The 22,611-nt window shown below is 61.0% G+C and carries 21 protein-coding genes, 1 tRNA gene and 2 pseudogenes; 2 read left to right on the forward strand and 22 right to left on the reverse strand.

Features of this window, described 5'->3' with window-relative positions; translation table 11 throughout:
• Positions 1-15: 15 nt before the first annotated feature.
• The 13 genes and pseudogenes from E4P00_RS24030 to E4P00_RS24090 all read right to left on the reverse strand — a co-directional run.
• A complete protein-coding gene (locus E4P00_RS24030) occupies positions 16-2,409 on the reverse strand; it encodes a TonB-dependent receptor (RefSeq protein WP_216091806.1) in 2,394 nt (797 codons plus the stop codon).
• Between the two features lie 915 nt (positions 2,410-3,324).
• Complete coding sequence (gspD, locus tag E4P00_RS24035; RefSeq protein WP_248133193.1) at positions 3,325-5,451, reverse strand: type II secretion system secretin GspD; 2,127 nt, start codon at positions 5,449-5,451, stop codon at positions 3,325-3,327.
• Between the two features lie 5 nt (positions 5,452-5,456).
• Positions 5,457-5,957: a general secretion pathway protein GspN gene (locus tag E4P00_RS24040; RefSeq protein WP_078821828.1), complete on the reverse strand. Its 501-nt coding sequence runs from the start codon at positions 5,955-5,957 to the stop codon at positions 5,457-5,459.
• Positions 5,954-6,556, reverse strand: coding sequence for a type II secretion system protein GspM (gene gspM / locus E4P00_RS24045; protein ID WP_078821829.1), 603 nt, complete (start codon positions 6,554-6,556; stop codon positions 5,954-5,956). The genes E4P00_RS24040 and gspM overlap by 4 nt, the downstream gene beginning before the upstream one ends.
• Complete coding sequence (locus E4P00_RS24050) at positions 6,531-7,523, reverse strand: PilN domain-containing protein (protein WP_248133194.1); 993 nt, start codon at positions 7,521-7,523, stop codon at positions 6,531-6,533. Before E4P00_RS24050 ends, gspM begins: the two co-directional genes overlap by 26 nt.
• The gene (locus E4P00_RS24055) at positions 7,520-8,221 is read right to left on the reverse strand and encodes a general secretion pathway protein GspK (protein WP_248133195.1); all 702 of its coding nucleotides are present in this window, start codon (positions 8,219-8,221) and stop codon (positions 7,520-7,522) included. Before E4P00_RS24055 ends, E4P00_RS24050 begins: the two co-directional genes overlap by 4 nt.
• Positions 8,218-8,826 (reverse strand): prepilin-type N-terminal cleavage/methylation domain-containing protein, encoded by a 609-nt coding sequence (locus tag E4P00_RS24060; protein ID WP_248133196.1) that lies wholly within the window; start codon positions 8,824-8,826, stop codon positions 8,218-8,220. Before E4P00_RS24060 ends, E4P00_RS24055 begins: the two co-directional genes overlap by 4 nt.
• Positions 8,823-9,155 carry a prepilin-type N-terminal cleavage/methylation domain-containing protein gene (locus tag E4P00_RS24065; RefSeq protein ID WP_248133197.1) on the reverse strand — a complete coding sequence of 111 codons (333 nt, stop codon included), beginning with the start codon at positions 9,153-9,155 and terminating at the stop codon, positions 8,823-8,825. Before E4P00_RS24065 ends, E4P00_RS24060 begins: the two co-directional genes overlap by 4 nt.
• Positions 9,152-9,577 (reverse strand): prepilin-type N-terminal cleavage/methylation domain-containing protein, encoded by a 426-nt coding sequence (locus E4P00_RS24070; RefSeq protein ID WP_248133198.1) that lies wholly within the window; start codon positions 9,575-9,577, stop codon positions 9,152-9,154. Before E4P00_RS24070 ends, E4P00_RS24065 begins: the two co-directional genes overlap by 4 nt.
• A gap of 7 nt (positions 9,578-9,584) precedes the next feature.
• Positions 9,585-9,995, reverse strand: a complete 411-nt coding sequence (gene gspG, locus E4P00_RS24075; RefSeq protein WP_103733804.1) for a type II secretion system major pseudopilin GspG — start codon at positions 9,993-9,995, stop codon at positions 9,585-9,587.
• A 20-nt stretch (positions 9,996-10,015) separates the two neighbouring features.
• A complete protein-coding gene (gene gspF / locus E4P00_RS24080) occupies positions 10,016-11,212 on the reverse strand; it encodes a type II secretion system inner membrane protein GspF (protein WP_248128629.1) in 1,197 nt (398 codons plus the stop codon).
• Positions 11,209-12,906, reverse strand: a complete 1,698-nt coding sequence (gspE, locus tag E4P00_RS24085) for a type II secretion system ATPase GspE (protein WP_248133224.1) — start codon at positions 12,904-12,906, stop codon at positions 11,209-11,211. Before gspE ends, gspF begins: the two co-directional genes overlap by 4 nt.
• 225 nt (positions 12,907-13,131) lie before the next feature.
• A pseudogene (locus E4P00_RS24090) lies at positions 13,132-13,695 on the reverse strand (substrate-binding domain-containing protein); the annotation flags it as partial.
• Here E4P00_RS24090 and E4P00_RS24095 point away from each other — a divergent pair.
• Positions 13,645-13,986, forward strand: a pseudogene (locus E4P00_RS24095) (nitrilotriacetate monooxygenase); the annotation flags it as partial. The pseudogenes E4P00_RS24090 and E4P00_RS24095 overlap by 51 nt on opposite strands.
• Positions 13,987-14,026: 40 nt before the next feature.
• On the opposite strand, the gene aqpZ reads toward E4P00_RS24095, so the two are convergent.
• The 3 genes from aqpZ to E4P00_RS24110 form a co-directional block, all read right to left on the reverse strand.
• Complete coding sequence (aqpZ, locus tag E4P00_RS24100) at positions 14,027-14,719, reverse strand: aquaporin Z (RefSeq protein WP_248133199.1); 693 nt, start codon at positions 14,717-14,719, stop codon at positions 14,027-14,029.
• Between the two features lie 235 nt (positions 14,720-14,954).
• Positions 14,955-15,218, reverse strand: a complete 264-nt coding sequence (locus E4P00_RS24105) for a hypothetical protein (RefSeq protein WP_248133200.1) — start codon at positions 15,216-15,218, stop codon at positions 14,955-14,957.
• A 129-nt stretch (positions 15,219-15,347) separates the two neighbouring features.
• A complete protein-coding gene (locus E4P00_RS24110) occupies positions 15,348-15,545 on the reverse strand; it encodes a hypothetical protein (protein WP_032880294.1) in 198 nt (65 codons plus the stop codon).
• A 248-nt stretch (positions 15,546-15,793) separates the two neighbouring features.
• On the opposite strand from E4P00_RS24110, the gene E4P00_RS24115 reads away from it, so the two are divergent.
• Positions 15,794-17,290 carry a trypsin-like peptidase domain-containing protein gene (locus tag E4P00_RS24115; RefSeq protein WP_216091811.1) on the forward strand — a complete coding sequence of 499 codons (1,497 nt, stop codon included), beginning with the start codon at positions 15,794-15,796 and terminating at the stop codon, positions 17,288-17,290.
• Positions 17,291-17,895: 605 nt separating this feature from the next.
• On the opposite strand, the gene E4P00_RS24120 is transcribed toward E4P00_RS24115, so the two are convergent.
• The 6 genes from E4P00_RS24120 to rplT all read right to left on the reverse strand — a co-directional run bounded on the left by E4P00_RS24120 (position 17,896) and on the right by rplT (position 22,593).
• Positions 17,896-17,972: transfer RNA gene (locus E4P00_RS24120), tRNA-Pro, on the reverse strand.
• Positions 17,973-18,062: 90 nt separating this feature from the next.
• The gene (locus E4P00_RS24125) at positions 18,063-18,419 is read right to left on the reverse strand and encodes a MerR family transcriptional regulator (protein ID WP_003174972.1); all 357 of its coding nucleotides are present in this window, start codon (positions 18,417-18,419) and stop codon (positions 18,063-18,065) included.
• Positions 18,400-18,702, reverse strand: a complete 303-nt coding sequence (ihfA, locus tag E4P00_RS24130) for an integration host factor subunit alpha (protein WP_002553164.1) — start codon at positions 18,700-18,702, stop codon at positions 18,400-18,402. The genes E4P00_RS24125 and ihfA overlap by 20 nt, the downstream gene beginning before the upstream one ends.
• Positions 18,703-18,705: 3 nt before the next feature.
• Positions 18,706-21,084 (reverse strand): phenylalanine--tRNA ligase subunit beta, encoded by a 2,379-nt coding sequence (pheT, locus tag E4P00_RS24135; RefSeq protein WP_078821837.1) that lies wholly within the window; start codon positions 21,082-21,084, stop codon positions 18,706-18,708.
• 26 nt (positions 21,085-21,110) lie between these two features.
• Positions 21,111-22,127 carry a phenylalanine--tRNA ligase subunit alpha gene (gene pheS / locus E4P00_RS24140; RefSeq protein WP_003192486.1) on the reverse strand — a complete coding sequence of 339 codons (1,017 nt, stop codon included), beginning with the start codon at positions 22,125-22,127 and terminating at the stop codon, positions 21,111-21,113.
• Between the two features lie 109 nt (positions 22,128-22,236).
• Positions 22,237-22,593 (reverse strand): 50S ribosomal protein L20, encoded by a 357-nt coding sequence (gene rplT, locus E4P00_RS24145; protein WP_005789679.1) that lies wholly within the window; start codon positions 22,591-22,593, stop codon positions 22,237-22,239.
• Positions 22,594-22,611: the final 18 nt, after the last annotated feature.

A 22,611-nucleotide genomic window follows, 5' to 3' on the forward strand; every position in this document is an offset into this window, starting at 1 on the left:
TATTCCTCGCAGGCCTTAGAAGGCGTAAGTCAGCCGGGTGTAGTAGTACCCGCCGGTAAAACCGTAGGGCGAATAGGTGCCGTAGCTGGCGACCATGGTGCTGCTCGGCACCCCTTGTTTCTTGGGGTATTGGTCGAACAGGTTCTTGGCGCCGATGGCGATGTTCAGGTCTTTGGTGAGGTTGTAGCCAAGGTCGAGGTCGGTGATCCATTTGGCGCTGTAGACCCGGTCCAGGTCGCGGTTGGCCGATGAATTGACCTCCTTGTAGGAACCGTAGCGAGTCAGGGCCAGGCTGAGATTGAAGCGTTCGATGCTCCAGTCGCCACCAAGGATCAGCTTGGTATTGGGCTGCACGCCGGTGATCAGGTTGCGGGCCTCGCGATCCATCAGGTCATAAGGCCGGCCAAGGATGCTGGTGGACGCCTTGTAGTTCTGGATTCTGGTCTGGTTCCAGTTGAACGCAGCGGTCCACTTCAGCGCGCCGAACGCGCCCAGGTCCTGGTTGTAGCTGCTGACCAGGTCCAGGCCCTTGGTGCGGGTGTCGGCGCCATTGATAAAGTACTGGCCGCCGGAGGTGGAGTTGATGCCGTTGTTCTGCAGTACCTGGGTGACTTCAGGGCCAAGCAAGGTGCCGGTCAGGGTGATGCGGTCACGTAGATTGATCACGTAGGCATCGGCGGTGAAGCTCAGGCGGTCGGTGGGTGTAAGGGTGAAACCGAGGCTGAAGTTGGTGGAGCGTTCGGGCTTCAACTCTTCGGCGCCCAGCGCCTTGGCCGCCGCCGACCCCAACGGCAGCACGCCGTAATTGATCGACTGGTACACGCCGTCCACCACGCCATAGGTGGTGGAGCGCGCACTGAACAAACTGTTGGCCAGGGACGGCGCCCGAAAGCCATTGCTCACCGTGGCACGCACCGCGAACTGCGGCGTGAAGTCGTAGCGGGTGGTCAGCTTGCCGCTGCGGGTGGCACCCACGCCTTCGTTGTAATGCTCATAACGCAAAGCAGTGCCGACATACCAATCCGGCAAGGGGTTGAAGCCCACGTCCACATAACTGGCCAGGCTGTTGCGAGAAGCGCTGCTTTCTTCCTGCGGGGAAATACCGTTGGTGACCTGGGCTCCGGACGAGGCACAGTTACCCGGCGCCACGCAGTAGCCGCCGTTGGCATAAGACCCGTAGTCACCGGCCTGTACCTCGTAGGTATCGCGCCGATGCTCGAAGCCATAAGACAGGTCCAAGGGTTTTTGCAGGCCGATATCAAAGCCGCGCTTGAAGTCCAGGTTGGTGGTCAACTCGGTAGAAATCCAGGTGCCGGACGTGAAGCTGTTCGGCGTGGCCTCGCCCAGGGACGGGTTCTGGTTGTGGGTGGTGCCCTGCTCCGCTTCATTGCGCCCGTAAGTGGTGGACAGGTCCCAGTCCCACTCACCCAGGGTTCCCTTGCCGCCGAAGGCCGCCTGAAAATCGTCCTCGTCGATGTACCAGGTCGGGGTGTACCCGGCCGGATAGCCATTGGGCCCGGTGGTGATGGTGTTGGTGATGGTCGGCAGCCGGAAGTTCTGGCCCTGCTCGGCCTTGCGTCGCGAGTAGGTGGTGAAAGAGTACAGGCTGAGGCTGTCATCGATCGGCAGCTCGGCGTTGTAGCCCAGGGTCAGCAGGTTGGTCTTGGGCGTGCCGTAGCCGCCATAGGTGGACTTGCCTGCCAGGCCATACGCCTGCTCGTAGGTGTAGCCATTGGCGCTGGCCTTGTTGTCATCGTTCTGGCTACGCGCATCCAGAGCCAACTGCACGATGCCGCCGTTACCGATTTCGAAGCCCTTGTTGAGGCTTTGCTGCACCGTCTGTTTCTTCCCGTCGTAGCCAAGGCCGGTGTTGGTCACCGAAGTGCCGCTGGTGTCGGCCTTGAGGATCACGTTGATCACCCCGGCGATGGCGTCGGAACCGTATTGAGCTGCGGCGCCATCGCGCAGGACTTCCACATGGTCGATGGCACTGATGGGGATCAGGTCCAGATCCGCCGGCGCCGCGCCAGTGTTGATGCCGTTGATATTCAAGGTGGCGCTGGTGTGGCGGCGCTTGCCGTTGACCAGCACCAGTACTTCGGCGGCGCTCAAGCCCCGCAGGTTCGGCGCCCGGGCAATGCCGCTGGCGTCCCAGCCGGTTTTTTCCGGCAAGGTCAGCGACGGGATCACTGCGCTCAACGCCTCCATCAGCCCGGGCTTGCCGGTGCTTTGCAGTTGCTTGGCGCTGACCACATCAATCGGCACCGGGCTGCTGGTGACCGTGCGCTGCTCGGCGCCACGGTTGCCGGTGACCACGACGGTAGACAAGGTGCTGTCGTCCTGGGCTTGCGTCGCTGCAGCCAGCAAGGACAACGTCAGGGCGGCGGTGGGTTGTAGAACGTGCTTCATATCCATTCCCGGCTTTTTCCAAATCGCGAAATCGAGCAGGCACGCGCCTGACGCGGCGTGACCGGTGTTCAAAAGGCGTTTCGGCTTGGGCTAGGTGTGGGGCAAGCGAGGGGTTTGAAGTGGCAACATACGTTGAGCTCCCGTCCAACGACTCTGCTGCGGGGGATAGTCACCCGGTCAGGCGCGCAGAATCTGAATCACGCTGGGTACCATCCGAGGTCAGGGGTAGGCTGTTGAGCTCAAACATAACGGAATGAATTTCAAAAATATAATGCTGTTTTGGCATAAGCTAATATTCTCTACTTTCATTATTATTTAATATTTTTATTCATAACGGTAATGTTTAACCCATCAGCAGCAGAGAGATTCTGGGCTAGGGAGGTTGCCCTCGATAGCATAGGTATCTACACAACTTTGCAGCCGCCAACCGTAACCACGATGCGAAGCGAGCCGCTCGTGATCTTGATCTGCTTTTGATCCTAGGCGCCCCGTTAAACCACGCTGGCCGGAATTCGACAGGGATTTGGGGGGTAAACCGGCAGGGATGCCGGTTTAGCCGCCCCGCGCCATGGATGGCGCGTGGCGGCGACCCCCCCGAATACCTGGCGGATTACGGGCACACCGAGCCTAAGCGAGGTGCCGAGTGGTGGGGCAAGAGCCCTTTTGGTTACTTTTGGCTGGGCCGGCATTCCGGGCTCTTTTCCAAAAGTGACCCGCTGTAAAAGCGGAACCAATATCAGCCGTTACCACAGGAATGGATATGTACTCGGTATAACTGTGTTGGCTGTCAGGCCGTCATCGCAGGCAAGCCAGCTCCCACATTTGGATCGCGTCGCATCATTTAGGTAGTCGCTGGCAGTCAAGCCGCCATCAGGAGCAAGCCCCCTCCCACATTGGTACTCCGAGCAGCCAGGATTATTGAGCCGGCCGCAACAGCTGCATCTGCTGGCGATAATCATCCGTCACCTGCCGCGCCTGGCTGCTGCTGGTAATGACTCTTGGCGTAATGAGCACTATCAACTCTGTACGGTCCTTAGACTTGCCAGTATTGCCAAACAACCACCGCAACCCCGGTATCTTCCCCAGATAAGGCACGGCACTGACACTCTCGGCGTTGTCCTGTTTGATCAACCCACCAAGCAATACCGTCTGCCCACTCTGCACCGCCACCTGAGTCGACACCGAGCGTGTGGAAATGCGCGGGTTCACCGGCGTCTCACTGCTGCCCGCCGGGTTCTGGGCATCACTGACCTGCTGCTGGATATCCATGTACACCAGCCCGCCCGGATTGATGCGCGGCACCACATCCAGGATCACCCCGGTCTGTACATATTCGACACTGCTCAAGGTGGTGTCGGCGTCACCGGTGTTGACGGTGGTCTGGCTGATGGGAATGTTATCGCCCACCTGAATCTGAGCCGGCTGATTGTTCATCACCACCAGCGACGGCGCCGACAGCACCTGGGTGCGGCCGTTGGTTTCCAGCGCGTGCAAAGCCACTTGCAGGTTGGAGCTGACAAAGGAGTAGAACAACGAATCCGCCGCCCCCAGCCCCGCCCCGCCACCGCCCAGGGCGCCTTGGCTGCCGGAGGCGTTGGCCACCGTGGTGCTGGTGGAATTGCCCGCCAGGCGGCCCAGATACCACTGCACACCCAGGTCCAGTTCACCGGTGAGTTTGACCTCCAGGATGCGGGTCTCAATCTGCACTTGCAGCGGTGGGTTGTCCAGGCGCTTGATCGCCGCTTCGATCTCTTTCCATTGCGCCGGACGGGTGCGCACCAGCAGCTGGTTGCTGCTCTTTTGCGCGGTGATGCGGGTGCCGGCTTCGAGGTCGCTGGTGGGGGGCGCCTGGGTATTTTCGGCAGGTTCGGATTCGGGTTCGTCGGGTGCAGGCGCTGGGACATTGGCCTGCAGCCCAGCGCTGGTGGACGAGGACAAGGTGGTGGTACGCAACCCCGGCGCGACCTTGGCCGGTGCGTCGTCCTTGATCACGCCATTGCCGTAGATCTGCCGCAAATATTTGGCCAGGTCGGCGGCCTTCATATTGCGCACGTCGTACACATACATCTGCGGCTCGTTGCCGCCGCCCTCGTCGATGGTGCGAATCCAGTCACCCACCTCGCTGAGGTACTCGGGCTGAGACGAAATCGCCACCACCGAGTTGGTGCGCTCGACCGGCAAAAATCGCAACATGCCCGCCAGGGGCGTGCCGCTGTCGGCGCCGAACATGGCTTGCAGCTCGGGCATCAGTTCGGCCACCGAGGCGCGTTGCAGGCCGAAGACCGCCACGGACATGCCCTTGAGCCAGTCCACATCGAAAGTGTCGATGGTGTCCTGGTAGTTGGCCAGCTCTTCCGGGGTGCCGGCCAGGCTCAGTACATTGCGCGCCGGGTCGACCAGCAGAAACGCATTCTCTCGGGCGAAGGGCTTGAGCAGTTTCTGCATCTCGGTGGCGGAGATGTAGCGCAGCGGGAAGAGTCGCGCCGAGAGCCCGCTGGAGGGCTGCGTCACGCGCATCTGCGGCACCAGCTTGCCCGCCACCGCCTGGCTGGCCGGCAGGATCACGTAGCGGCTGCCCTGCTTGATCATGGCGTTGTCGGTCCAGGACAGCAGGGTTTCGAGGATCGACAGGGCCTGCTGCTTGTCCACCGGTTTTGACGTGGAGAAGCTGACATTGCCCTTCACGCCCTCGGCGATGCTGTAGTTCTCGTGCAGCAAGTCGCCCATTACGCTGTTGATCACCGCTTCGATGGGCTGGCCCTGAAAGTTGAAGACGATGTCGCCGCCCTCCTCCTGGGCTTTTACCGGCGCAGTGGGTTTACGCACGAACGTCTGATTGCCACGAATCAGCTGGCGCTGCGGCGGCGACTTCGCCTCGGGCAGAGCGCTTTGCATCGCAGGCTCCGCATTCGGCGGGCGTTGCGAACCGGTGCCTTGCAGCGCCTCGTTCAGCAGCTGTTCGTCCGGATCAAGGCGGTCGGGTAAGGATCCACAACCGCCCAGGGAGACGGCAGTGGCCAGGCAAAACAGCGAAGTGCGCATATCGATCAAGGGAGGGGCTCGCGGGGATGGGAAATCAGGGGTAACCGCTTGCCGTAGAGGCTCAGGGTCTGGGTGCGCCCGTTGAGGGCGAAACGGGCGTATTGCGGGGTCAGGTGTTCCAGGCGCCAGCCGTTGGGCAGCGTCTGGCCCAGGCGCACCGTCAGGGGTGGGCCGCCGGCTTGCTTGAGCATGGCCATTTGCAGGTTGCCGGTGATCATGATGCCGCTGAGGGTCAGGTTGGCCAGGCTCGCCACCTGGGTCTTGCCGACCACGCTGTCCGGGCGGCGATCGGGGCTGAACAGCGGCGTCTGCCAGGTGCTCGCGAGCTCTTGCAACGCCGGCGCCGGTGCGGCCTGCACAGTGACGGAGGGCTGCACAGGTGCAGGCGCCTGCGGCAACCATCGCGGTTGATCACCGATGCTGCTGAGGATCACCGCCATCAGTACGCCCAATAGCCCGGCCAAGCCGAGCAAGCCCCACTCCAGGGGGCGCAGTGCACCGATCATGGCGCCACCTGCGCCGGTTGCAGGTAGCCACGCACCAGCAGTTGCACCGCCAGCTTGCCCGCCCCGCCAGTGGCCGGTGCCTGTTTGCTGCGGCGAATGCGCAACTCATCGACAAACAGAAACGGCGGCTGGTATTCCAGCGCGTGCAGGATCGCGGTCAGCGGTTCGATGGCGCAGTTCAGCGTGAGGCTGACCTTGACCTGCCGATAGGGCTCGCTGCTGTCCTGTTCGGTGGTGATGGGTTTGCGCTGGGTGAGGTTGCAGCCGCCGCCAAGGTTGGCGTGGCTGTTGATCAGGTCGGCCAGACGCTGCATCAGGTCGGCGGCGACCACATCGGGGTCATCGCCTGGCAACAGGCTGGCGCTGCTGGCCGGGTCTTGCCGCGCCAGCTCAAGCTGCTCGCGCAATGCATCGCCCTGGTGCAACACGGCGGCGTAGCGTTGCTGCTGTTCACGCAACTGCTGGGCTTGTTCGCCCATGGTGCGCAGCGGGCCGGCGAACCAGCTGTCGATCAGCAACCAATAGGCCGCACCGAGTACCACGGCCAGGAGCAACAAGGCCCCGCCACGACGTTCACGGGGTGTGAGGGGTCGGCGCATCGGCGGCCTCCTGGCGTAAGTGGGCGCGCAAGGCAAACTGGTCCTTGCCGGTGCGCGCATCGGGTTGAATCACCCCTTCGAACTGGGCGTTGTCCAACCGCCGGCAGCCTTTGATGCGGGTGATCAGGCCACTGGCCTTGGCACTTTGCCCGGAGAAGGTCACCTCAGCGTCCTTGACGTCCAATTGGTCGAGCCAAGTGTCGGCGGGCAGACAAGTGGTCAAGTCATTGAGCAGCGCAGCCAGCGGCGGTTGCGCCCGTTTGCGCTGGGTGAGGTACTGCGCCGCGCCGCGGGTATTGAGCAGTTGCTGGCGCAGGGCGTGCACCTGGGCGACCTGGGCTTTTTGCTGCTGCACGGTGGCGTGCATGGCGTCGAGCACACGCTGGCGGTCGTTGAGCCACAGCAACATGGCGGCGATCAGCAAGGCACCGCACAGCCATGGCAGGCTGCGCTGCAAATCCTTGCCCGTTCGGCGTTGGCGCGAGCGTAACGGTGCCGGCAGCAGGTCGATGCCCAGGCCCGCCACATCGACGCGATGGGGATGCAGACCAAGGGCAGCGCAGTCACTCAGAATCCGATCCAGACGCTCGCGCAGGATCGCCACCAGCGTGACCTCAAGGTGGGTGGGTGTGCGCTGCTCCTGAAGCGCCACGAAGTACAACTGCTCGGCGTCGAACGGGGTGTAGCGGTCCAGTTCATAGCCGACCACCGCCGTGAGATTGCGCGCGGCCGCCAGGGGCAATTGCAGGCGTTGCTGCAGCACCACGTCAGGGCCGAGCATCAGCACCTGGCAGGCGCTGCCGGGGATAACCGGCGCCGTCAGCGGCCAGTGATGGATCTGTTCAGGCGGCTCTTGCGGGGCCAGCCAGCTCGGCACACAGCCGCGCAGCTCGGTGAGCCACAGGTGCCAGCCTTGTTGCAACAGGCTGCCGCGCCACTGGCGGGCGATAGGTTCAAGTCGATTCATTCTTGCCACCGCACCACCCGATAGGGTTGTGCACGGTCCTCCGCGGGGCTCAATAAGACGGTGAGTTGCAGGCGTGCCTGATAGCCGCCGGGGCGCTCGGCACGGCTGTCGATTTCCAGCACCTGGCCGGGGTCGGCGCCCTCGGCGTTTTGGCGTGGCAGGTTCAATGCCTTGCGCATCAAGGGGCTGGCAAATGCCGGATCGGGTCGATCCAGGTCGCTCCACAAGGTCATTTCCGGCAGCAATTGGCTGTACAGCGCCTGGGTCATACCGGGCAGTTGCCGCACTTCTTCCAGCACCCGAAACGGCGCCAGGCCCTGATGGCGCCGAGCCTCAAGCGCCTGGACCAGCTGATGGGCCTGGGCCGGGGTAGCGCCGCAAGCCAGGGCCAGGTGCAGCAAGTCATCGAGGTCGGCGTTGACCAGGTACAGCTTGCCGCGCTCACTGCGCAGGCGGACCTGTAGGCGGGCGTCGTCGAAGGTCAGCGCTATGGCACGCCCGTCCGCCACCCAGTGCCGATCAGCCATGACCTGGGCAATACCGGCTTCGGCGGCCAACAGCGTCTGGGTGTGCTGGCGGTACCACAGCGCCTGGCGACTTTGCAGTTGCACCCAGGCAGCCAAACCGCCGAGCAATAGGCTGAGTAAAGCCAGCACCCACAGCACCAGCAGCAACGCCGCTCCGCGTTGGCGCTTCATTGTTCACTGCTCGCGCTGCCGAGGTTCAGGCGCAGGGCAATCACTTGCGTCAGCCACGGCACCGGCCCGTTGACGCTGGCGTCGATGCGTACTGCGACGGGCAAGCGCCGGGGCCAGGGCCATGCGCTCAACCAGCCGGTGGGCTGGCCCAAGGGCGATACGCCGCGATAACTCAATTGCAGCGCCTCGACGTTATGCAGCAGCACTTGCGGTTCAGCGCGCTGGGCGTTGGCAGCGGATTGCAACTGCGAAAACGCCACCTGAAAATCCTGTTCTACCCGTTGCAAGGTAAAGCGCTGGATGCCCCCGCCGAGCACGCCGGGCAAGGTCGCCACAAACTGCAAGCGCTCTGCCGTACCGATAAAAAAACCGTCGGCCTGGCTGTCGTCTTCAATGATATTCAAGGGCAACGCCTCGCTGATCGCGGTGCGTAGAAACTGTTGGGCGGTGCGCATTTCATCCAGGCTCACGGTGTAACTTTGGGCCTTGGCCACCGCCCGATTGGCGCCCAGCAACGCAGCGCCCACCAGCAATAACAATATCGAAAGCAGGCTGAGCACCACCAGGATCTCCAGTAAGGTGAAGCCCTGCTCGCGGCACCTCACAGGCGGGCCTTCAAGGTGCTGAAGCGGGCCTGATGCACGCCTTCGCGCAGGTTCAGGTCGAGACGAAACAGATGGGGCTGTTGCCGGGTACTGGTCAATTGCCAATGGATGCCATCAAGTTCGCCTTGCAAGGTGCCTTCGCTCAGCGGGCCGGCCGCTTCCTGGTCCAGCAGCGTGAGCGCGGCCTGGGTTAGCCGGTCGCTGTGGGCAACCTGGGCCAACGAGCGCGCACTCTGGCCGAAGGCAACCAGCAACACGCTGCTGCACACCGCCATCAACGTCAGGGCCGCGAGCATTTCCAGCAGGGTAAAACCGGCCTGATGCTTCATGGCAGCGCCCTGGACTGCACGCTGCCGGTGAGCCAGCCAATGTCGATACGCCAACGCCGGGCGCCGCTGGCCAGCAGCAGGTTGCCGCCGGTGGAACTGCCATCGGGGTAGAACACCACGGCGGCGCCCGCCTGCTCGGCACTGTGCAGCGTCACCTGCAACGGTGCCTGCCACTGTTGCGCAGCACGCCCTGGAGCCCGGAACGTCAGGCGTTGCAGGTCGAATTCGGTGCGCGCCGCCTGGCCGCTGACGATCGCCCCCGCCCGCGTGGCGCGCAGTGCCTCGACCATCTGCCCCACCACCCGCCGCTCCTGAGCCACTTGCAGCCCCTGGCGCACACCCAGCCCCAACAACCCGGCGGCGATGCCGATCAATACAATGACCACCAGCATCTCCAGCAAGGTAAAGCCGCGCTGGGCCATGGGCGGGTTACTCCCAGTTACCCAAATCGGCACTGTAGCCCTCGCCGCCCGGTTGACCGTCCTGGCCGTAGAAGATCAGGTCGAAGGCGCCATGCTGCCCGGGGAAGCGATAACCGAACCCGTGGCCGAACGGGTCCTTCAACTCCGAAGGCTTGGCATAGGGGCCCGCCCAGCTGGAGGCATTGGCGGGCTTGTCGAGCAGCTGTTGCAGGGTGCTGGGCGGCGCCCCCACATCCAGGGCGTAGCTGTCGATCTTCATGCTCAAGCTCGCCAACTGCGCCTTGCCTGCGCCGTATTTGCCCTTGTCCACATTGCCGCCGACCTGGCGCACGACAATGGTTGCGACGATGCCCAGCAGCACGATCACCGCGAGCATTTCCAGCAGGGTGAAGCCGTTTTGGCGGTGCCGGGTTCTCATTGATTCCACTCCATGAAGGTTCATATATGGCTGGTGAGGCTCATCAGCGGCAGCATGATCGCGAGCATGATTACCGCCACCAGCACCGCCATGATCACGGTCAGCGAGGGCACCAGCGCAGCGAGCAGGCGGTCGATCGCACGCTTGGCCTCGACGTCGAAGATGTCGGCGACCTTGAGCAACATGCCGGGCAGTTCACCGGCGTGTTCGCCGACCTCGATCATTTGCAGGGCCAACTGCGGCAACAGCGGCTGACTGCCAAACGCTTCGGCCAGGGTGCCGCCGCCTTTGACCTGTTGCGCCGCCAGCGCCACTTGCGCCTGCAATGCACGGTTGCTGCAGACCTGCCGGGCGATCACCAGCGCGGGCAGCAATGCCACGCCATTGCAGAGCAAGGTGCCGAGGGTGCGAGTCAGGCGTGCGGCTTGCACCCGTTGCAGCAGCGGGCCGACCACACGGATGCCCAGCAGATGACGGTCGTAGCGTTCGCGGCGGTTGGGGTCGCGCAGGCGCGTCGCCAGGAGCCCGGCACTGATCGCCAACCCGGCCAACAGCACCAGGCCATAGGCCGACAAAAACTCGCCAAGCCCCAGGATCACTTGGGTGATCAACGGAATCGGCACGCCCAGATCCTGAAAAATCGGCACGAATTGCGGCACCACATAGGCCAGCAACAGCGCCAGGGAACCCAGTACGCCCACCACCAGGAACGCCGGGTAGATCAGCGCGTTGATCACCTCGCCACGCAGTCGCTGGCTGCGCTCCAGGTAGTCGCTGAGCTGGCGCAGGGTGTCTTCCAGCGCACCACCGGCTTCGCCCGCGCGCACCATGCTCAGGTACAGCGCAGAAAACGTATCGCCCTCTTCCTCAAGCGCAGCCGACAGCGGTTTGCCGGCCTTGACCTGGTCACGGATGCGCTCGATCAAGGCCCGCACCTGGGGTTGGCCGGGTTGTTTGAGCAGCAGGTTCAACGAGCGTTCAAGGGGCTGACCGGCGCCGAGCAGCGTCGCCAGTTGCTGGGTGAAACTCACCAGCGCTGCACCCTTCAACGGCCCGCGTACACGACGTAACGAGGCACTGCCCGTCGTTTCGATATGCAGCAGCAACCAGCCACGCTTGTGCAAGATGGCGACGGCGGCGGCCTGGTCAGCAGCTTGCAGCGTGCCTCTCTGGGCGGCGCCCTGGCTGTCCAGGGCACGGAACTTGAACAGGCTCACGCATCCTCTCCACGGGTGACGCGCAACACTTCTTCCAGGGACGTGACGCCCGCCAGTGCCTGACGCAGGCCGTCTTCATACAAGGTGCGCAAACCGCCGTGGCGGGCGGCTTGCTCAAGGGTGGCGGCGTCGGCGTGGGCCATCAGCAGGCTGCGCAACTCGTCATTCATCACCAGCAATTCGGTGAGGGCGCTGCGGCCGTGGTAGTCGCCGTGATACAGCAGGATCGGGCGCTGCTCGGTGAGGCGATCCAGCCCGTGTTCCTTGATCAACGCCGGCGGCGCCTGGAACGCGACCCGTGTGGCCGGGTCCAGGCGCCGCACCAGGCGTTGGGCGAGAATGCCGCTGACGGTGGAGGCGATCAGGTAGCTTTCCACGCCCATGTCCAGCAAGCGTGTGATGCTGGCGGCGGCGCTGTTGGTGTGCAGGGTTGAGAGCACCAGATGGCCGGTGAGTGAAGATTGGACGGCGATGCGGCACGTTTCCAGGTCGCGGATTTCACCGATCATGATCACGTCCGGGTCCTGGCGCACGATGGCGCGCAGCGCTCCGGCAAAGTCCAGGCCGATGGCGGGCTTGACCTGGATCTGGTTGATGCCCTCAAGCTGGTACTCCACCGGGTCTTCCACGGTGATGATCTTGCGTTCGGCGGTGTTGAGCCGCGCCAAGGCGGTGTACAGCGTGGTGGTTTTACCCGAGCCTGTGGGCCCGGTGACCAGCAGGATGCCGTGGGGCCGCTCGAGCAAATCAAGGAAGGCTGCCAGGCGCTGGCCATTAAAACCCAGGCTTGGAAAGTCGAACTGCACGGTTTGCCGGTCCAACAGGCGCATCACCACCGACTCGCCGAAGCTGGTGGGCACCGTGGACACGCGCAAATCCAACGCCTTGCCCTGGATGCGCAGCATGATGCGCCCATCCTGGGGCAGGCGCCGCTCGGCGATGTCCAGGCGCGCCATGATCTTGACCCGCGAGATCACCGCCGCCGACGAACTGGCGGGCGGTGCTTCGGCGTCGTGCAGCACGCCATCGATGCGGTAGCGCACCTTGAGCTGGTTTTCGAAGGGTTCGATATGGATATCCGACGCCCGTTGTTCCACGGCGCGTTGCAGGATCAGGTTGACCAGGCGAATCACCGGCGCTTCGGAAGCCATGTCCTTGAGGTGCTCGATATCTTCGAGGGCACCACTCTGCTCATCTAGGTTTTCGATCAGCGTGCCCATGGCCGAACGGCCCTGGCCGTAGTAACGCTCGATCAGGCCCTCTACGTCGGTATGTGCACCGATGGCCAGCCAGACAGGAACTTGGCAGGCATACGCCAGGGCTTGGAACGGGTACAGCTGCGTCGGGTTGGCGGCCAGCACGCGCAGACCGCCCTCGTCCCAGCCCATGGGCACCAGGTGGTAGTGACGCAGGAAACGCTCGGTAACGGCGGGTAATGGGTCGAGCAACGGCGGCGCAGCGTCGGCCGCCAGCAATGGTGCAACCAGCAGATCGGCCCAGGCGCGGGCCAGTTCGATTTCGGACACCAGGCCCAGGCGCGTGAGTAAACCCAGCAGGTCGCGAGGGTCATCGGATAAGCGCCGGGCGCGTTCCAGATCCAGCGTTTTAAGCCCGGCGTGCTGCATCAGCCACGCACACACCTGGTCGGTGTGCGGGATGTGCATCTTGCAAGCATCGATGGGGGCTGAAGACATCATTGAGGAATATCTAACGTTGCGAAAAGTATGGCTATTTGGAACTACCGAACAATGCCATTAGTTCGCCACAGCCGATGCAGGAGTTAGCCGGGGGTATCGACTGGAAGTTATAGCTCTAGTTCCGGCTGGCGGGAAATTAAATACAAAACATTGCCAAGTGCACTGATTTAGAGCGTTAGCAGCCAATAGCCACTAGTTGCACTTAGCCATACCCCGTAATGACTAGGTACTTTCCCTTTCAATTAACTGACAGTGCAAAAGATTCAAGCGTGCAACTTCACCCTCGATCGGTAATACACCCAGACTTTGCAGAACGCGGGTGGCGGCTAATACACCAATCTGCAGGGCCGGTGGCTGGATCGTGCTGAGGCTGGGCAGCAACATCTGTGCGAAGGGGTAATCACCAAAGCCCAAGACGGCACAGTCCTGCGGGATGTTCAGCCCCGCTCGTTGACCGGCGAGCAAACCACCGGCAGCCAGGTTGTCGTTGGCAAAGAAAATCGCGTCGGGCCTGGTCACCGCCCCCATCAGCGCCTCCATGGCCTGCTTGCCCGCCTCGAAAGGCGCACGGTCGGCGTCGGGGACGAAGACCCACGGCTGCACACCCAGCTCGCTGAGGGTCGCAGTAAAACCATCACGGCGCTCCGGCACGTAGTCCCAGGTTTCCACCACCGGGATGTCCACCTCGGCGATCATCTTTTCGATGCCTGGGCTATGGAAGCGACTGGTCAGCACCAGCGCGGCCGCCAGCAACTGCGGAGCGAACTGGCCCAGCGCGAACAGCTGACACTGGCGCAACTGGGCCGACGCATTGCCGGCGGACGCGGTCATTACAGCTTGATCGGCACGCCTACGCAGATCGCCGATGAGCTGCAGCGCTGGTTCGAAGAAGGCGCGGCGGATGGCTTCAATATTCTGGTGCCACACCTGCCGGGCGGGCTGGAGGATTTCGCCCGCCTGGTCGTTCCCGAGTTACAGCGGCGTGGCTTGTTTCGGCGCGAATACACCGGCACCACACTGCGTGAAAACCTTGGTTTGGCGCGCCCGGCCAACCGTTACAAGGCGGCTCGATCATGAAGAACACGGTCCGCTCGCCGAGCAAAGGTGGCCTGAGCGACTACTGTTTTGTCGCCAACACGAACCGGTGCACCAGCCCACCAAACACGCCACCGAGTAAAGGCACCACCCAGAACACCCACAACTGGGCTATCGCCCAATCGCCTTGAAACAGTGCTACGCCCGTACTGCGCGCCGGGTTAACCGATGTATTGCTCACTGGAATACTGATCAGGTGAATCAAGACCAGGGCAAAACCGATGGCCAGCGGCGCAAAACCGTCCGGCGCCTTTTTGTCGGTAACGCCCAGGATGATCAACAGGAAAAACGCCGTGAGTACAAACTCGGTGACCACCACTGACAGAAACGAGAAGCCACCTGGAGAGTGCTCACCATAACCATTGGTGGCAAACCCCGCAGTCACATCGAACCCGGCCTTGCCGCTGGCGATCAGGTACAGCACGCCGGCCGCCGCAATCGCGCCCAGAACCTGAGTGAGGATGTAGGGCACCACATCCTTGCCGCCGATACGCCCGGCGGCGAGCAAACCCAGGGTGACCGCCGGATTGAAATGCCCGCCGGAAATATGCCCGACCGCGTAGGCCATGGTTAATACCGTCAAGCCAAATGCCAATGCCACACCGGCAAAACCAATGCCCAACTCAGGGAATGCGGCCGCCAACACGGCACTGCCGCAACCGCCCAGTACCAGCCAGAACGTGCCGAAGAACTCGGCGGCGAGACGTTTTTTCATCAGGAAACTCCTTGAAGTCAGGTCAAAGAGTTGGAGCCTAACAACAGGGTACGGGCATTGGATGTGGGAAATTTCCTTAGCGCGTAACTAATGAGCAGGTGTGATTCGCGATGAAGATTGTTCACGCGGGAAGGCATCTATTCCCGGCATGAAAAAGCCATAATCAGCAACAACAGTGGCGCATCAAGGCAAAGCCGGCCTCTTGCTGCTCAGCGTGGCCCCCCTCTGGATACCCTCACCGTAGCGCGCCCGCCTTGGCGATCAACTCACGCAATCGGAAATCCTTAGGCTCAAACACGTCGAGGAGCCCGATCGCCTTAAGAGCGGGCAGAGATTGAATAATTTCTCGCTCAGCCAGCAGTTGATCATCCATGCTCGCGCCTGGGTTACTCCAAACTCGTACGTTTGCCAAAAAGGCACCCACCGTCCCTTTACGTACGGTCACTCCCTCAAATGTTGCTTCGTTTGTATCGTCGGCAAGAACGTCTTCGGCACGCATATCCGTCTCCGCAGTTGGGTTGCTTTAACTTCTCGGGCTTTCGGAAAAGGGCATCACGCCGACAATAACGTAATTATCTTGCGCTGACATTTAAATGAAAACCCGGCGCTTGGCCGGGTCCGTTGATGCTCAGTTGTCAGGATGCTCACTGGCTACTGAATCGGCAGCGTCCACGTCCGACATATCTTCCTCGAGGGGTGCCTCGTCGTCCGGTGGCAGCGGGATATGATCCTCATCGCGCTTTGGATCATGACCGGCCTCATTGTCCGTTCCACGCGTTACTGCCTGCTGTGAAATATTGCCTGGGGCGTTCTCGTTGATTTCCATGCTGTCTCTCCGCTCTAAAGCGCGACAAATACGCACTTAAACATTGGAGCAGGCGTGTAACAGGGAGTGCCGAACTTTGGACGAACGGAAAATCCCGAGACGGTGTTGGGCGTAAGGACGCCAGCACCAGCAGCCATAACGGCGACTGAGGATCCCGCCAAGGGCTCACGCAGTAGCCCTGTATGTCATCCGCCATGGCCTGATTGAGTAGTTTCAGCCAATCAATGACTTCCTTGTCGAGGCCCCTTATGGCACTTCCTCACACCGCCTGCATCTTCCTGTATTTCCTGTTGCTCAGCACTGTCTGGCCCAGCCATGCCAGAGATCTGGCCGAGGGCCTTACCGAGCAGTCACCGTCTGTGGCCCTTGAAAATAAAAACCACCGTTATCCGCAATGGACCGGCATCGGTTCACTGGAAAACGCCTTAGGCCAGACCTGCAATGCCGTTCTGCTCGACACGCGCAATCGCCAAGGTAAGGCCATCGGGCCGGCTTATGTGCTGACCGCCGGGCATTGTGTGTTCTACAGCTACGGTACAGCGCGCGTCCACCAGGCGCTCACCGCCGACGTGACCTTCAACTACTTTCATGACACACCCGAACGGCGTGTCACCTACGCCGTCAAGACGGCGCATTGGAGCAGCATGGCGGGCACTGACCTGGCCGTGCTCGAACTGGATACGTCACTGGCGGTGCTGGTGGCCAAGGCGATCATGCCACTCAAGCTGGCCTCCCAGCGTCAGACATCGGATCGAGAGGTGATCAACGTGGGAGCGCCGACCGGCTTTCTGAAAAAGGGCCTACGCATGAGCGCCTGCGTGGAGTCGACCCTCAACAGTTTTGCCGAACATCCCGGCGTGTTCCCCAGCGCCTTGCGCAACCGCTGCAATGGTCTGCGCCCAGGCAGCTCCGGCAGTCCGATGCTGGACCGGAACACCAATGAAATCACCAGCATCATCAGCAAGGTCGCGTCTGCCATTCAGAAAGACATTCTCAATAGCTGCCAGAACAACTCGGCGTGCGAAGCCGCCAAATTCAACTACAGCTACCCCGTCAACGACTTGTACTACTGCTTTGTAGACGGTGTTTTCCGTAACGACACCCCAACCTGTCAGCTCAAGGCGGTTGAAATCACGCTGGATGAGCCGTGGAACCTGAAGCCCTATGTGCATTTAAAACGTGACGCCACCGACCAAATTACCCGTCCGACTTGGAACCTGAGGTTCTCGATCCAGGAACCGTTCTACCGATTCAAAGCCGTGAATCACATCAGCGATTGCGCACGCACACACGGCTACCAAGTCGCTGCCGCTTCTGACGAGGCCTACATCAACCAACCCATCGGCCCAGTGCTGGGGCCGCATGTGTTATGCATACTCGGGGTGCAAACGGCCGAACAGCCGCTGACCGAAGCGCTGCTGCGCAATGCGCTCACCCATTCGGTATTCCTGACCAACCCGGCACCTGCACCGCAGCTCAAGCACCGCTATCACATCGCCTGGGAAAACCAGCAGAACGGTTTTAGCCAGCATTATTACTACAGCGTGAACTCGGCGATCAGCACCATCTGCGGCGATATTGACGACGATCGCTACACCTTGGCCATGGACGGCATATCCCTTGATATAGCAGAGCTGCCGGTCACGTTATGCAGTTATGCACGCAACAACGCCGGGCAACCGTCGGCCATTCGCACAGACATGATCATAGGCGCAACGGTTCGCTCGCAGCGTCAGGCCAGGTGAGGCAGGGAGATGTTTTAAGCAAATGTTGATGAGTCAAGTCAGCGCAATCGAGGGCAATGCCCGAAAGGCACGACTTGAGCGGGATCACTGGGGTTCTCCCCCGCCGAAACGCAGCGGGGGCGACCCGGTTACCATTGACCAGAGAGCAAACAGGTTGCCGCCTCAATCATGCTGAAGTGGTACCACGGCTGAGAATCCTGGCAACTGGTGGCGAAAGACGCATGCGCACTTGAGGTCGCTAACAGGCAGGCTGCAGCCGTCATATAGACGTATTTTTTTATAGTCATCTTCACTCCCCTTCCCATCGTTAATACATTGGCTTGCGCTTCAAACTCTACTGCCGGGTTCGTGCAACGATCAATTAGGGCAGGTGTGCTAGTGGCGTATCGACATGCGCGCGACAATGCCTATCGACGTCACGCCAGTCATTTCAGGGGAGTGTCGTAGCGATTGCATGTTCGCTGTACCCCACCGGCAGATCACAGAGGTGAAACAGGCTCTCGGGCCCATAACAGCCCACGGCGCGGTAGGGGGTTTAGTAGGGGGTATTTTTCAGACATGAAAAAGCCCAATCTTTTCAGATTGGGCTAAGTCATTGAATAATATGGTCGGGACGGAGTGATTCGAACACTCGACCCCTAGCACCCCATGCTAGTGCGCTACCGGACTGCGCTACGCCCCGACTAGGCGTGTTACTGGGTTCGCTTCTTAACGAAGCGAACCGGAATATACCGCAAGCTTTTGAAATGTGGAAGTATTTTTAAAGCTTGAATCATTTCTTCAGCACCACCAGCACATCTTCCAGTTCGGAGATCATCTGGCGGATCAGTTGCTTGTATTGGGTGGTGTCGTCTTTGGCTTCATCACCGGACATACGCTGGCGTGCGCCGCTGATGGTGAACCCCTGGTCGTACAGCAATGCACGGATCTGTCGGATCATCAGCACGTCCTGGCGCTGATAATACCGACGGTTCCCGGTGCGTTTGACGGGGTTGAGTTGAGGAAACTCCTGCTCCCAATAGCGCAGCACGTGCGGTTTTACCGCACACAGCTCGCTGACTTCACCAATGGTGAAGTAGCGTTTGCCTGGGATGACGGGTAGTTCGTCGTTATGACTTGGTTCCAGCATAAGCCTCAACTCGGGCCTTCAACTTCTGCCCTGGACGAAAGGTGACCACACGGCGAGCCGTGATCGGGATTTCTTCTCCCGTTTTTGGATTGCGGCCAGGCCGCTGGCGTTTGTCCCGCAGGTCAAAATTGCCGAAACCGGACAATTTGACCTGTTCGTTGTCTTCCAGAGCGTGGCGGATCTCTTCAAAAAACAGCTCGACCAATTCCTTGGCCTCGCGCTTGTTCAGACCCAACTCTTCGTACAGACGTTCCGCCATCTCAGCTTTCGTCAAAGCCCCCATACGTCACTTCCTTAACGTGGCGTTCAACCTTTGTTCGAGCGAGGTGAGGATATTTTGTGTCGTGGTATTCACCTCATCGTCATTAAGAGTGCGCGATGGATGCTGCCAGGTCAAGCCGACTGCGAGGCTTTTTCTATGCGGATCAATGCCTTTACCCTGATAGACGTCAAATAGCCTGAGGTCTGTCAGCCATTCCCCTGCATTTTCACGGATTACATCCAGAACGGCAGTGGCGGCGACGTCACGGTCGGCGATCAGCGCCAGGTCGCGACGCACTTCAGGAAAGCGCGACAACTCGCTGAATTTAGGCATCTTGCCCGACGCCACTTCAGCCAAGACTAGCTCAAACACGAAAACTGGACGGTCCAGCCCCAACGTTTTCGACAGTTCCGGGTGAATGGCGCCCACAAAACCTACCAGGCGACCTTCGCGCTCGATACGCGCAGTCTGGCCTGGATGCAAGGCTGGGTGACTGCCCGGCACAAACGTAAAGGCATCCAGCGCGCCGGCAAAGCCCAGTACCGCTTCCACGTCAGCCTTGACGTCGAAGAAGTCTACGACGTCGCGGCCCTGCGCCCAGCCTTCCGGCAGGCGGCTACCGCAGACCACGCCAGCCAGCATCGGCTCTTGCTTGAGGCCATCGAGCTGACCCACGAAACGCAGGCCGCTTTCGAACAGGCGCACGCGGTCTTGCTGGCGGTTCAAGTTGTGGGAAAGCGCTTTCACCAGACCCGGCCACAGCGAAGAACGCATGGCGGCCATGTCGTTGGAGATCGGGTTGGCCAACAACAGCGGTTCAACACCCGGGTTGAACAGCTCAAATTGTTTTGGATCGATGAAGCTATACGTCACGGCTTCCTGGTAACCACGAGCAACCAGCAGGCGGCGCAGCTCAGGCAGGTGCGCACGCGCTTCGGCCTTGGGTTGCGGCGCGAGGCGCGCTTGCGGGTAGCGAACCGGCAGGCGGTTGTAGCCATACAGACGTGCCAGCTCTTCGATCAGGTCGACTTCCAGGCTGATGTCGAAGCGATGGCTAGGAACTGCAACCTGCCACTGCCCTTCCCCACCTGCAGAAATACCCAGGCCGAGCGCGGACAGCAGTTGCTCGATTTCAGCCGGCTCGATGACTAAGCCGAGCATCTGCTCAACGCTTTTGGCACGCAAGGTGATCGGCGCAATCGACGGCAGGTACTGTTCGCTGACGGTTTCGGTGATCGGGCCGGCTTCGCCACCGGTGATTTCCAGCAGCAGGCCGGTGGCGCGCTCCATGGCTTCACGGGCGAGATTCCAGTCCACGCCACGCTCATAGCGGTGCGAAGCATCGGTGTGCAGGCCATAGGAACGGGCCTTGCCTGCGATGGCGATCTGGTCAAAGAACGCGCTTTCAAGGAATACGTCACGAGTGGTCGCGGATACACCGCTGTGCTCGCCCCCCATCACGCCGGCAATTGCCAGGGCGCGAGAGTGGTCGGCGATAACCAGGGTGTCGGCACGCAGGCTGACTTCCTGACCGTCGAGCAGCACCAGCTTTTCGCCTTCCTCGGCCATGCGCACGCGGATGCCACCGTTGATTTCGGCGAGATCGAAGGCGTGCAGCGGCTGACCCAGCTCCAACATCACATAGTTGGTGATGTCGACGGCGGCGTCGATGCTGCGCACGTCGGCGCGACGCAGGCGCTCGACCATCCACAGCGGGGTCGGCCTGGACAGGTCGACGTTACGGACCACACGCCCCAGGTAACGTGGGCAGGCGTTCGGCGCGAGCACTTCGATGGAGCGAACTTCGTCATGCACCGGCGGCACAACAGCAACCGCCGGACGGGTGACAGGAGCGTTGTACAGCGCGCCCACTTCACGGGCCAGACCGGCCAGGGACAGGCAGTCGCCGCGGTTCGGGGTCAGGTCGACCTCGATGCTGGCGTCTTCCAGTTCCAGGTAAACCCGGATGTCCTGACCCACAGGCGCGTCGGCCGGCAGCTCCATCAGGCCATCATTGCCCTCGCCTACCTGCAACTCAGCCTGAGAGCACAACATGCCGTTGGACTCGACACCACGCAGCTTGGCCTTCTTGATCTTGAAGTCGCCAGGCAGTTGGGCACCGATCATGGCAAACGGGATCTTCAGGCCCGGGCGCACATTAGGCGCTCCGCACACGACCTGAAAGGTTTCCGAACCGTTACTGACCTGGCACACACGCAATTTATCGGCATCAGGGTGTTGCTCGGTGCTCAGCACTTCGCCTACTACCACGCCACTGAAAACACCGGCGGCCGGGGTAACGCTATCGACCTCAAGACCGGCCATCGACAGACGCGCAACCAGCGCGTCGCGATCTACCTGCGGGCTTACCCAGCCACGCAGCCATTGTTCACTGAATTTCATCCTGCTCTCCTAAAGATTCGTTACGACTAGCGAAATTGCGCGAGGAACCGCAAGTCGTTGTCGAAGAACAGACGCAAGTCGTTCACGCCGTAACGCAGCATGGCCAGACGCTCAACGCCCATGCCGAAGGCAAAGCCCGAGAACTCTTCCGGATCGATCCCGGACATGCGCAGCACGTTAGGGTGGACCATGCCGCAACCCATGACTTCCAGCCAACCGGTCTGCTTGCAGACGCGGCAACCTTTACCGCTACACATCACGCATTCCATGTCGACTTCAGCGGACGGCTCGGTGAACGGGAAGAACGATGGACGGAAACGCACCGCCAGCTCTTTCTCGAAGAACACCCGCAGGAATTCTTCGATGGTGCCCTTGAGGTCGGCAAAATTGATATCGCGATCCACCAGCAGGCCTTCGACCTGGTGGAACATCGGCGAGTGGGTGATATCCGAGTCGCTACGGTACACACGGCCTGGGCAGACAATGCGGATCGGCGGCTTGTTCGCTTCCATGGTGCGGACCTGTACCGGCGAGGTATGGGTGCGCAACAGCATGTTCGCGTTGAAATAGAAGGTGTCGTGCATCGACCGGGCCGGGTGATGGCCTGGGATGTTGAGCGCCTCGAAGTTGTGATAATCGTCTTCTACCTCAGGGCCTTCGGCAATGCCGTAGCCGATGTGGGTGAAGAACTGCTCGATACGTTCCAGAGTCCGGGTAATCGGATGCAGGCCGCCCGAGGCCTGACCACGGCCAGGCAAGGTCACGTCAATGGACTCGGCGGCGAGCTTGGCCGCTAGATCGGCCTCCTCGAGCGACGCCTTGCGCGCATTGAGCACCTCTGTGACACGTTCCTTGGCAACGTTGATCAACGCACCGACTTGCGGACGTTCTTCAGCGGGCAAATTTCCCAGGGTCTTCATCACCTGAGTCAATTCACCTTTCTTGCCAAGGTAGTGAACCCGGATTTGCTCCAGGGCATTTACATCTTCAGCGCTTTGCACGGCCTCAAGGGCTTGGGCAACGAGCGCGTCCAGGTTTTCCATGTACAGACTCCAGATACAAAATAGGGGAAGAGCTTGAAGGCTCTTCCCCTATTTATGACGTTTACCACCTTGGGCTACAGGAGTAACCCAGGATGACTGTCGGGGGTACTTAAGCCAAGGAGGCTTTAGCTTTCTCGACAATCGCAGCAAACACCGCTTTTTCGTTCACGGCCAGTTCAGCCAGAACCTTACGGTCGATTTCGATGGACGCTTTCTTCAGGCCAGCGATGAAACGGCTGTAGGACAGACCGTTAACACGTGCACCAGCGTTGATACGAGCGATCCACAGAGCGCGGAACTGACGTTTTTTCTGACGACGGTCACGGTAGGCGTACTGGCCTGCCTTGATTACCGCTTGCTTGGCAACACGGAATACGCGTGAACGCGCGCCGTAGTAGCCTTTAGCAAGTTTCAGAATTTTTTTGTGACGTTTACGGGCAATGACGCCACGCTTTACACGAGCCATGAGTTACTTCCTCTAGTC

The organism is Pseudomonas sp. B329 (genome assembly GCF_023127835.1).
GTDB lineage: Bacteria > Pseudomonadota > Gammaproteobacteria > Pseudomonadales > Pseudomonadaceae > Aquipseudomonas > Aquipseudomonas synxantha_A.